This is a genomic window from Rhizobium sp. 01T417 (assembly GCF_056398905.1).
On record NZ_JBFTQH010000034.1, the window covers coordinates 39,128 to 49,504 of the forward strand.

A 10,377-nucleotide genomic window follows, 5' to 3' on the forward strand; every position below is an offset into this window, starting at 1 on the left:
GCAATGGCCGGCGCAGAAAACATCTGCCAGTTCAGAATTCTTGTTGCGAATGACTTGCATTATCATTCTAATCGGACATACTGGCCGCATTGATAGTAGGCGGACACTGCATGGACATCGTAAATCCGAACGCAAAGACCGGCTGGCGACACGAGCGCGAAGAGGCATCGCTTTCCGATGTCTACCGTTCCGTCCAGACGCACAAGCATGGCACACGTTGGCGACGGATCGCTGCGTTCCTCGGACCCGGCTACATGGTGGCCGTCGGCTATATGGACCCCGGCAACTGGGCAACCTCGCTCGCCGGTGGATCGAAGTTCGGCTATGCGCTGCTGACCGTTGCTCTGCTGTCCAACCTGATGGCGATCGTTTTGCAGTCGCTCTGTGCGCGCCTTGCCATCGGTTCCGGTCGCGACCTCGCCCAGGCCTGCCGCGACGCCTTCCCGAAATATGTTTCCGTGCCGCTTTGGGCCTTTGCCGAAGTCGCCATCATCGCCACCGACATTGCCGAAGTGATCGGCACGGCGATCGGCCTCAATCTGCTTTTCGGAATCCCACTCGAGCTCGGTGTGCTTATCACGTCGCTCGACGTATTCCTCATTCTCTATCTGCAGAAGATCGGCTTCCGCTGGGTGGAAGCCTTCGTGATCGCTCTGCTCGGTATCATTGCGGTGTGCTTCGGGGTGCAAATCTTCCTTGCCGATCCGGAATGGGGCGCCGTGATCCGGGGCTTCTTCCCGACGACCGAGATCGTCTCCAACCCCGAGATGCTCTACCTCGCGCTCGGCATTCTCGGCGCCACGGTGATGCCGCACAATCTCTATCTGCATTCCGGCATCGTCCAGACCCGCGCTTACGGCCATTCGGTGCCGGAGAAGCGCGAGGCGCTGACCTACGCCACGATCGACTCGACCATAGCGTTGTGCTTTGCGCTGCTGATCAACGCATCGATCCTGATCCTTGCAGCAGCCGCCTTCCACGCCAACGGCAAGACGGACGTCGTGGAACTGGGCGAAGCATCTGCGCTACTCTCGCCGCTGCTCGGCCTGGCAATCGCGCCAACGCTCTTCGGCATCGCCTTGCTCTGCTGCGGCCTGAATTCGACGGTGACAGCAACCCTTGCCGGCCAGATCGTCATGGAAGGCTTCTTGAAGATCCGGCTTCAGCCATGGGTTCGCCGCCTCATCACCCGCGCGATCGCCATCATTCCGGCCGCCTTCGTCACGATCTGGTATGGCGACCAAGGGACGGCGGAACTGCTGATCCTGACGCAGGTCGTGCTCAGCCTCCAGCTCTCCTTCGCCGTCTTCCCGCTGGTGATGTTTACCGCCAGCAAGGCGAAGATGGGTGCGCTGGTCGCCCCGCGCTGGCTGAGCGCCATCGCCTATGTGATCGCGATCCTGATTGCCGGCCTGAACGTCAAGCTGCTGATTGACTTCGTGACCGGCTAGCGCCTGGCATAGGCCGCCCGGCCATTGTTGAGATCGTCCACGAAGGGGGAGAATTTATGCGTCCCCTCCTCGTGCATGATGAGTGGCGCGCGCAGCGAAAGCCGCGCGCGCGATCCTTTTATCGCCGTGACGAGGATGCGCACGGCGTTCTCGCCTTCGCGCGGATGGATTGCGGTCACCTCGATGCCGCCGAAACGGCGTCCGCAGGCATCGATGATTTCGGCGATCGATTCCGGCTTCGCAATCAAGGACAATTGTCCGCCGGGGATCATGATCGCCCCGGCCGTCCGCACCCAGCTTGCGAACAGTCCGTCCGTCATCGCATGCGCCTCCGCCTTCAAGGCATCGGGCGTCCGGCGATCGCCTGCATCGTTGAACGGCGGGTTCATGATGACATGATGGAAGCTCTCATCGACAAGACCGGCTTCGTTTCGCGCCTTCGCCCTTAGCGTCACATCCGCCTCGACGACTGAAACGCGGCCGGCCACATGCACATTGTCAGGCAGGAGGATGCTGCGGCGCGCATAGTCAGCCATCTCGCCCGAGCGCTCGAAGAGCACGACTTCCGCGGCCGGCAGCCGTGACGCGACGGCCAAGCCTGCAGCACCCGCGCCGGCACCGAGATCGGCAACCTTGATCGGACGATCGTCGGCAACGAGCGCTGCGAGCAGCATTGCATCCATGCCCGAGCGATGCCCCCTGCCCTTCGGCTGCACCACATGGAACAGCCCCCGGTGAAAGGCATCTATGGTCTCGGCAACATCTTCCGTCATCAAAAGCTCACTTCGGCATCCGCAGTTCGTCGCCGAGCCCGGCATCCACGAGAATGCGGCGCGCCCGATCCGCCTCGTCATCATCGACGAGAAGCCGGCGCGGCAGCATGCCGAGTGACCCTTCCAGAATGCTCATGCCCTGATCGGCGATGAAGCAGTGAATCCCCGCATCCTTCAGCAGACTCTCCGCAAAGGAGAGCAGTACGGGATCATTGGCGCGAATAAGTTCATGCATTTGCGGGAAAATCCCTTTCAAATTTGCGCGACGCGACAATTCACCCCTTGCCGCGCCAATCGCCCCTTTCTATTGTCGAACCCAATAATTTAACAGGAGTCCGGGTCGTTGGGCGTGGTCATACCGCTTGAAGAAAGCAAAAACAAACTGGCATCCGTCAAGCCGCTGGTCGATTTGACCAAGGCGGACATGCAACGGGTCAACCAGCTTATTCTCTCCAAGGCCGGTTCCGACGTCCAGATGATTCCTGAGGTGGCCAACCATCTCATCTCGTCCGGCGGCAAGCGTCTGCGCCCGATGCTGACTTTGGCCTCGGCTGCGCTGTTCGGCTACAAGGGCGAAAACCACATCAAGCTTGCGACATCGGTTGAGTTCATGCACACCGCGACGCTGCTGCATGACGATGTGGTCGACGAGAGCGACCTTCGCCGCGGCAAGTCCACGGCTCGCATGATCTGGGGCAACCAGGCCAGCGTGCTCGTCGGAGACTTCCTGCTCGGCCAGGCGTTTCGCATGATGGTCGAGGTCGGCTCGCTCGAAGCGCTCGACGTGCTCTCCTCGGCTGCCTGCGTGATCGCGGAAGGCGAAGTGCTGCAGCTCTCCGTCGCCAAGAACATGGAAACAACTGAGGACGACTACCTCGCCGTCATCCGCGCGAAGACGGCGGCATTGTTTGCCGCGGCTGCCGAAGTCGGCCCGATCGTCGCCGATGCCGGCAAATCCGGCCGCAACGCGCTGAAGTCCTACGGCATGAACCTCGGGCTGGCCTTCCAACTGGTCGACGACGCGCTGGATTACGGCGGAAAGGCAGCCGATCTCGGCAAGAATGTCGGCGACGACTTCCGCGAGGGCAAGATCACGCTGCCTGTGATCCTGGCCTATCGCCGCGGCACCGAGGAAGAACGCGCCTTCTGGCGTCAGGCCATTGAAGGCGGCGAAAGCAGCGACCAGCATCTCGAAAAGGCACTTGGCCTGATTACCAAGTACGGCACGCTGAACGATACCATCGCCCGGGCGGTTCACTACGGCACGATCGCACGCGATGCGCTTGCGCCCCTTCCCGACACGGCATGGAAATCGGCCCTGATGGAAGTCATCGACTTTTGCATCGAGCGCGTCAATTAATCGACGGTCACTGATCGCGGGCTGATTTTATTGCAGGACCGCTTCAAAAAAGCCATCCTGTTGTGAGTCAGTCATTTCAACTGATTTGCAGTCGGACGAGGCCGGCTGCCACAAGAGAGGTTTTCTAATGCGGCAAAAACTTGCCATCCGTCTTCTTTCGAGCGCAGCCATGGCAGCGGTCATATCGCTGGCAGCGCTCGGCGGCGTGAATGCCGAAGAGACGGCCAAGAAGGACGATGCCGCGACAGTGATCTTCGATCCGGATAGCGTCACGAGCTTCTCCGGTGCGTTTTTGGCTGCCCGGACCGCCGATGTCGATCACGATTACGAGACGGCGATCGAACTCTACAAGAAGGCGCTGCAGATCGAGCCGGGAAATCCGGAAATCCGCCAGCGCCTGATGATCTCGCTGCTTTTGAACGGCGACATCCAGGACGGCGTGAAATACGCCAACGACCTGAAGGGTGATCCGACCGTCGAGCGCATCACGACCATCGTGCGCAGCATGGATGCCATTCGCCGTGGCGAATACAAGACGGCTGAATCCCTTCTGAAATATACCGGACCGAACGATCTCGACCGGATGATGAACGATCTGCTCGCCGCTTGGGCCCGCGTCGGCGCCGGCCGTGGCAAGGAAGCCCTCACCACGATCCAGAAGATGAAGGGACCGGATTGGGTCGGCATCTTCAAGTCATACAATGCCGGCGCGATCGCGATCGTGAACGGCGACATCAGGGCCGCTCGCCAGAACCTCAACGACGCCGTGCTCGACAAGGACGGCGGCGCGACCGCTCCTGATACCTTCATGCGCGCCGTCATCGCTCTTGCCCGGCTCGAAGCCTCACAGGGCAACAAGCAGAAGGCGCTCGACGCAATTTCCGTCGGCGACAACCTGCTGCCCAACTACGCGCCGCTCAAAGCGCTGCGCCAGAGCATCGAAAAGGGCGAGAAGCAGGAGCAGCAGATCCAGACGGCCAAGCAGGGTGCTGCCGGCGTGCTCTTCTCCATCGGTGGCGCGCTGAACCGCGACGGCGCCGAGGATATTGTTTCGCTCTACCTGCAGACCGCCAAGACGCTGGATCCCGATAGCGCCGATACGCTCGTCATGCTCGGTGGCATTGCCGAGAAACAGGAGCAGATGGACCGCGCCATCGCACTCTACCAGCAGGTACCCGAGAACTCGCCGATGCGCCGCATCTCCGAGCTTCAGCTCGGCCTTGCACTTGCACAGGGCGGTAAGGTGGATGAGGCACGCAAGCACCTTCAGAACCTGATTGCCTCCGATCCGAACGACGTTCGCAGCTACCTCGCCTATGGCAGCGTGCTGTCGGACGTGAAGGATTACGCCGCGATGGCCGAAAACTACGACAAGGCTGTCGAAGTTATCGGCCCACTGCCGGGCAAGGGCGCGTGGACTGTCTTCTTCCAGCGTGGCATTGCCTATGAGCGCCTGAAGAAATGGGACCAGGCCGAGCCGAATTTCCGCAAGGCGCTGGAGCTCAACCCGGATCAGCCGCAGGTTCTAAACTACCTTGGCTACTCGTGGATCGACATGAACCGGAACCTCGACGAGGGGCTGGCGATGATCAAGAAGGCGGTCGACCTGCGTCCCGACGATGGCTACATCATCGACTCTCTCGGCTGGGCCTATTTCCGGCTGAACCGCTTCGCCGAAGCGGTTGAGGAGTTGGAGAAGGCTGCGCAGATCAAGGCCGGCGACGCGACGATTAACGACCATCTGGGCGATGCCTATTGGCGCGTCGGACGCAAGCTCGAAGCCGTCTACCAGTGGAACCGCGCGCTCGGCTCCGACCCTGAGGCATCCGAGATCCCGAAGATCAAGGACAAGATCGCCAACGGCCTGCCGCAGGATACAGACAACTCCAAGGCTGCGGACAAGAAACAGCCTGACCCGGCGCCGATCCAACCGAAGCCTACCGATAAGAAGTCCTGATCGGCGATGCCAGAGGCGAGTATGGGCGATGACGTGACGCTCATCGAGGACGCTCCGGCAAAAATCAATCTGGCCCTGCATGTGACGGGCCAGAGATCCGATGGCTACCATCGGCTCGACATGCTCGTGACCTTCACCAAACATGGTGACCGGCTGGGCTTTGCGCTGGCGGATAAAGATGAATTCGTGATCTCCGGGCGTTTTGCCGAGGCGCTTGACGACAGCCGCGACGACAACCTCGTCCTGAAGGCTCGGGACTTTATGCGCGAGGCGATCGCTCGCGAGGGCGGCTCCGCTCCCGCCGTCCGCATCCATCTCCAAAAGAACCTGCCGATTGCCTCCGGTATCGGCGGCGGCTCGGCCGACGCGGCGGCTACGCTTCGCGGTCTGATGCGGCTCTGGAATGTCTCGCTTCTGAACGCGACCATCGAGGCAATCGCCATTCGACTTGGCGCCGACGTGCCTATGTGCCTGGCGAGCAGACCGCTGATCGCCAGGGGCATTGGCGAGCAAATCGTGCCTGTCGACGACATGCCGGCCTTTGCCATGGTGCTGGCAAACCCGTTGAAAGGCGTATCAACGCCCGAGGTTTTCCGAAGGCTGACGAACAAGGCCAATCCGCCGCTCGACATGACGCCGCGTTTCAACTGGGTCGAGGCGATACGCGCTACGCGCAATGACCTTGAGCCGGTCGCTCGCGACCTGCTGCCCGAAATTGCCGAGATCTCGACGATGCTCAAGAAGCAGGGCGCATCTTTCGTTCGCATGTCTGGTTCCGGTGCGACCTGCTACGGTATCTTCCCTACGCTTGCGGCGGCGGAAGACGCCGCCGCCGCGCTTCACAGCGAACGGCCGGACTGGTATTTCGAAGCCACGGAAACGACTGCGGGAGGTCATGATGCCGGGTTTGGATGAAACGCGTCCCTTCATTCCTGTCGGCATTGCCGTGCTGACGGTCTCGGATACACGCACGCTTGCCGATGACCGCTCCGGCGATACGCTGGCCGCCAGAATCAAGGAGGCGGGGCACCGGCTGGTCGACCGCGCGATCGTCCCCGATGATCGGCAGGCGATCGCTTCCCGCGTGAAGGCGTGGACCGAACGCGACGATATCGACGTCGTCATCACCACGGGGGGAACCGGCTTTACCGGCCGCGACGTCACCCCGGAAGCTCTGGAGCCGCTCTTCGAGAAGAGGATGGATGGCTTTTCGGAAGTGTTCCACCGTATCTCCTACGACAAGATCGGCACCTCGACGATCCAGTCCCGCGCCACGGCGGGCGTTGCCAACGCGACCTTCATCTTCGCGCTGCCGGGCTCGCCTGGCGCCTGCAAGGACGCCTGGGACGGCATATTGAAATCCCAGTTCGACTACCGCCACATGCCCTGCAATTTCGTGGAGATCATGCCGCGCCTCGATGAGCACCTGAAGCGCGGCGCCGGCAAGTAACGGACTGCTTCGGCAGGCGACCGTCTGCCGCTCTATGCCCCTATGCCCGGCAGAGCAGGCATCGTATCCCAGCTATCACCCGACAGCAGGATGCAGCTTACGCCGTGGACATCCGTGATGAGCAGCGTCCACGTGCCGCTCTGCGCGGCGTAGACCTCAAGCATGGCGTTCTGGTTGATCAGCCCGACCGCCGTCAGTCTCTCGGCAAAATTCTTGTCGAGGAAATTGACGACCTCGGATCGGCCTGCGCAACTGCGCATCATCTGCGATGCTGCCGAATGCGGATGCGCGATCATCGATGTCGTCAATATGACGGCCGCTATCAGGCCGCGGATCATATTGCGTTTCATGACGCACCTCCTTTTGCCGGAAACCGGCAGAAGAGGAGACTTCCGCTGACCTGTTCTGCCGCCTGCCGGCATTCCATGGTCGACCGTCACGAAGCGAGGCGCTCGGGCGGCGCCATGATGGAATTATAGCGCAAAATTGTATCGGGCGCCAATTATCGGATGGGCGGCACGTGCAGCAGCGCCCTACCCTACTATCGCGCCGCGCGCGCGACCCAGGATGGAATCAGCTCGCTGCTGAGCTTGCGCAGCTTTTGCCCCTTCGCGAATTCCGCGAGACGCATTCCGCTTCTTGCGGCAGTGATCGCCTGCGTCTTCGAAAGGAGAAGCCCAAGCTCCAGCGGCGACGAAGCACGACCGATACGCTGCAGGAAAGGCCGCCGGTATCCACGCGACGCGGTGAACCGCGCCGGCAGCTTGTTGAGGGCCATATACTCAGCAATCTCATCGATCCAGCCGGTCTGCGGTCGCGCCCCCGGTTCCACGAAAAGGAGCCAATCGCCTCGCGCCGAATGCACTATATCCTTGATATCCCATTGTGAATGAAAGCGGCAGCCGGCGGCGTCGGCCACCCTCGACGTTCCATCCCGCGAGTCGTGGTCCAGCACCACGACGTCGCTGACGAGCCCCTCCACTGCGCCTGCAACCAACACCGATAACGTCTGCGCCAGTTCCGGTTCCTGATCCTGGCATTCCAGTACAACTGTCAACATTGCCTATTCATAGAGCGCCGCACAAAACTTTGCCAGCGACACTTTCGTCATTTTGTTCTTGCATTGTTCTCTTTTTGCCGATAGGAATTTAATCATCAAAACGGATGGAAGCAAAGCTTCCGCCAGCGGAGAATCCGATGAATGAGCAGTCCCTTGCAGGGCAGGCCGCATTCGCGCCTGCCCATACGGCAGATATTGCCGATACGATGATCGTATCTGCCGGCCTACGGATCGATGTCGACCGCCGCCGTGGGCGTGCGGCCGGGCTTAATCCGAGCGGGCGCTTTGAGCCTCTGCGTAGGGAAGCGTTCGACGATGGCTGGCAGAACCTTGAGGATCTGCCGCCGTTCAAGACCGACGTGCAGATCGAGAAGCCGCGAACGGTCATCACCCGCAACGAGTCGCCGGACATTCCCTTCGACCGCTCGATCAATCCCTATCGCGGCTGCGAGCATGGCTGCATTTACTGCTTCGCGCGGCAGACGCATGCCTATATGGGCCTTTCGGCCGGTCTGGACTTCGAAGCCAAGCTGTTTGCCAAGCCGGATGCGGCGAAACTCCTGGAGCGAGAATTGGCGAAGCCTGGTTACAAGCCGCGGGTGATCGCGATCGGCACCAACACCGATCCCTACCAGCCGATCGAAAAGGAATGGCGCATTATGCGGCAGATCCTTGAGGTGCTCGAAAAGGCGAACCATCCGGTTTCGATCGTAACCAAGTCGGCAATGATCCTGCGAGACCTCGACATTCTCTCGGCGATGGCGGAGAGAAACATTGTCCGCGTTTCACTGTCGGTGACGACGCTCGACCGAAAGCTGGCGCGGACTATGGAGCCCCGCGCCTCGACGCCGACGCGCCGGCTGGAGGCCATCCGCGCACTCTCCGACGCAGGCATCCAGACATCGGTCCTGGCTGCCCCGATGATTCCGGCGCTCAACGACCATGAGCTTGAGCGAATTCTGGATGCGGCGCACGCGGCGGGTGCCACCGAGGCGGGTTATGTCATCCTGCGTCTCCCGCTCGAGGTGTCGCCGCTGTTTCGCGACTGGCTGCTGCAGAACTATCCCGACCGCTATCGTCACGTCATGTCGCTGGTCCGCTCGATGCGCGGCGGAAAGGATTACGATGCTGAGTTCGGCAAGCGAATGAAGGGCGCCGGACCCTATGCCTGGCAGATTGCGCGCCGTTTCGAAATGGCGACGAAACGGCTGGGCATGACCCGGCGCAGCATGCGACTGCGGGACGACCTGTTCGTTCCGCCCGATGGCAGCGGCGTCCAGCTCTCGCTGCTCTGACATTTCAGCTTCGCGGATGGTCGCCCTGCCCTTCCGCGCTGGAGTCCCCGGCCCGCCGCCCTGATCCGGGGACTTGCAGGAAATCGGGTTGGCGTGCGAGGGTCAGCTGCATGAGCCGTCGCACGTCACCCGATTCTCCCATGCTTTTCGAAGATGTCCCCCTCGTGCCGGATTTCCGGCTGGAGCTGAAGGCGCGCAAGGCCGGTCACTGGCCGGTTGCAGGTGCCGATGAGGCCGGACGGGGGCCGCTGGCCGGTCCCGTCGTGGCGGCAGCCGTCATTCTCGATCCGAAACGCATTCCTGAAGGCCTGAACGATTCCAAGCAGCTCTCGGCCCTGAGGCGCGAAGAGCTTTTCGTTCAGATTCTCGCAACCGCGACCGTCTCGATCGCCTCTTCAAGTTCGACGCGCATCGATGAGACCGATATCCGCAAGGCCAGTCTGGATGCCATGCGCCGCGCCATCTGCGGCCTGTCGATACCAGCTAGCTTTGTCCTGACCGATGGGCTTGACGTTCCGCCTGGGCTCGCCTGCCCCGGCCAGGCAGTCGTGAAGGGTGATGCGCGCTCCGTCTCGATCGCCGCCGCATCGATCGTCGCCAAGGTGACGCGCGACCGGATGATGGCGCGCGCCGACAGCACCTTTCCGGCTTACGGCTTTGCCGCGCATGCCGGCTATGGCACCGCGCAACATAGGGCCGGTATCGAGAAGCACGGTCCCTGCTCGCTGCACAGGATGACCTTCAGCCCGCTGAAGAAGGTGCAGTGTATCGAGCTCGACAGCGATTGATCCCGTCCGCGACTTACCATTACAGCTCCAAATCGGCATAGGGGGCGATCGATGTGATCGCACCCCTGCCACACCACCCGGCATGCGGGTCCGCACCGGGCGGTTCGAGAGATTGAGGTTAGACGAGCCTGGGCATTCCAAGTTGGTCAGCCCATCTAATGGTGAGGGTGGCGTTAAGGAGCTTGCCGCTGTTGCGCCACCAGCGACCGGCATTTGCTGCCACTTGCTGGGCCACCCCAGGTT

The 10,377-nt window shown here is 61.5% G+C and carries 11 protein-coding genes; 7 read left to right on the top strand and 4 right to left on the bottom strand.

Annotation, left to right across the window (positions count from 1 at the left end):
- Nucleotides 1-110 precede the first annotated feature (110 nt).
- The gene (locus tag AC1DPR_RS24835) at nt 111-1,451 is read left to right on the top strand and encodes an Nramp family divalent metal transporter (RefSeq protein WP_113472000.1); all 1,341 of its coding nucleotides are present in this window, start codon (nt 111-113) and stop codon (nt 1,449-1,451) included.
- Here AC1DPR_RS24835 and AC1DPR_RS24840 read toward each other — a convergent pair.
- Together AC1DPR_RS24840 and AC1DPR_RS24845 are read right to left on the bottom strand one after the other, a co-directional pair.
- Nucleotides 1,448-2,224: a methyltransferase gene (locus AC1DPR_RS24840; RefSeq protein WP_113471999.1), complete on the bottom strand. Its 777-nt coding sequence runs from the start codon at nt 2,222-2,224 to the stop codon at nt 1,448-1,450. The genes AC1DPR_RS24835 and AC1DPR_RS24840 overlap by 4 nt on opposite strands.
- A 7-nt stretch (nt 2,225-2,231) precedes the next feature.
- On the bottom strand, nt 2,232-2,459 hold the full coding sequence (locus tag AC1DPR_RS24845; protein WP_018859327.1) for a putative signal transducing protein: 228 nt from the start codon (nt 2,457-2,459) through the stop codon (nt 2,232-2,234).
- A gap of 108 nt (nt 2,460-2,567) precedes the next feature.
- Between AC1DPR_RS24845 and AC1DPR_RS24850 the strand changes: the two genes are divergently transcribed.
- The 4 genes from AC1DPR_RS24850 to moaB all read left to right on the top strand — a co-directional run bounded on the left by AC1DPR_RS24850 (nt 2,568) and on the right by moaB (nt 6,991).
- Nucleotides 2,568-3,584 carry a polyprenyl synthetase family protein gene (locus AC1DPR_RS24850; protein ID WP_025661920.1) on the top strand — a complete coding sequence of 339 codons (1,017 nt, stop codon included), beginning with the start codon at nt 2,568-2,570 and terminating at the stop codon, nt 3,582-3,584.
- Between the two features lie 127 nt (nt 3,585-3,711).
- On the top strand, nt 3,712-5,541 hold the full coding sequence (locus AC1DPR_RS24855; protein ID WP_018859325.1) for a tetratricopeptide repeat protein: 1,830 nt from the start codon (nt 3,712-3,714) through the stop codon (nt 5,539-5,541).
- 6 nt (nt 5,542-5,547) lie between these two features.
- Complete coding sequence (locus AC1DPR_RS24860) at nt 5,548-6,456, top strand: 4-(cytidine 5'-diphospho)-2-C-methyl-D-erythritol kinase (RefSeq protein ID WP_113471998.1); 909 nt, start codon at nt 5,548-5,550, stop codon at nt 6,454-6,456.
- Nucleotides 6,440-6,991: a molybdenum cofactor biosynthesis protein B gene (gene moaB, locus AC1DPR_RS24865; protein ID WP_025661923.1), complete on the top strand. Its 552-nt coding sequence runs from the start codon at nt 6,440-6,442 to the stop codon at nt 6,989-6,991. Before AC1DPR_RS24860 ends, moaB begins: the two co-directional genes overlap by 17 nt.
- 32 nt (nt 6,992-7,023) lie before the next feature.
- Here the strand turns inward: moaB and AC1DPR_RS24870 are convergent, their stop codons facing one another.
- Entirely contained in the window at nt 7,024-7,341 is a 318-nt protein-coding gene (locus AC1DPR_RS24870; RefSeq protein WP_018859322.1) for a hypothetical protein, read from the bottom strand.
- Nucleotides 7,342-7,532: 191 nt separating this feature from the next.
- On the bottom strand, nt 7,533-8,051 hold the full coding sequence (locus tag AC1DPR_RS24875; RefSeq protein ID WP_018859321.1) for a glycosyltransferase family 2 protein: 519 nt from the start codon (nt 8,049-8,051) through the stop codon (nt 7,533-7,535).
- Between the two features lie 137 nt (nt 8,052-8,188).
- On the opposite strand from AC1DPR_RS24875, the gene AC1DPR_RS24880 reads away from it, so the two are divergent.
- Together AC1DPR_RS24880 and AC1DPR_RS24885 are read left to right on the top strand one after the other, a co-directional pair.
- The gene (locus AC1DPR_RS24880) at nt 8,189-9,346 is read left to right on the top strand and encodes a PA0069 family radical SAM protein (protein ID WP_113472004.1); all 1,158 of its coding nucleotides are present in this window, start codon (nt 8,189-8,191) and stop codon (nt 9,344-9,346) included.
- Between the two features lie 110 nt (nt 9,347-9,456).
- Complete coding sequence (locus tag AC1DPR_RS24885; RefSeq protein ID WP_113471997.1) at nt 9,457-10,134, top strand: ribonuclease HII; 678 nt, start codon at nt 9,457-9,459, stop codon at nt 10,132-10,134.
- Nucleotides 10,135-10,377 lie beyond the last annotated feature (243 nt).

Coding starts and splice junctions, on each gene's coding strand:
- AC1DPR_RS24885 (WP_113471997.1), top strand. CDS start 9,457: ATGAGCCGTCGCACGTCACCCGATTCTCCCATGCTTTTCGAAGATGTC.
- AC1DPR_RS24860 (WP_113471998.1), top strand. CDS start 5,548: ATGCCAGAGGCGAGTATGGGCGATGACGTGACGCTCATCGAGGACGCT.
- AC1DPR_RS24835 (WP_113472000.1), top strand. CDS start 111: ATGGACATCGTAAATCCGAACGCAAAGACCGGCTGGCGACACGAGCGC.
- AC1DPR_RS24870 (WP_018859322.1), bottom strand. CDS start 7,341: ATGAAACGCAATATGATCCGCGGCCTGATAGCGGCCGTCATATTGACG.
- AC1DPR_RS24855 (WP_018859325.1), top strand. CDS start 3,712: ATGCGGCAAAAACTTGCCATCCGTCTTCTTTCGAGCGCAGCCATGGCA.
- AC1DPR_RS24845 (WP_018859327.1), bottom strand. CDS start 2,459: ATGCATGAACTTATTCGCGCCAATGATCCCGTACTGCTCTCCTTTGCG.
- moaB (WP_025661923.1), top strand. CDS start 6,440: ATGCCGGGTTTGGATGAAACGCGTCCCTTCATTCCTGTCGGCATTGCC.
- AC1DPR_RS24880 (WP_113472004.1), top strand. CDS start 8,189: ATGAATGAGCAGTCCCTTGCAGGGCAGGCCGCATTCGCGCCTGCCCAT.
- AC1DPR_RS24875 (WP_018859321.1), bottom strand. CDS start 8,051: ATGTTGACAGTTGTACTGGAATGCCAGGATCAGGAACCGGAACTGGCG.
- AC1DPR_RS24840 (WP_113471999.1), bottom strand. CDS start 2,224: ATGACGGAAGATGTTGCCGAGACCATAGATGCCTTTCACCGGGGGCTG.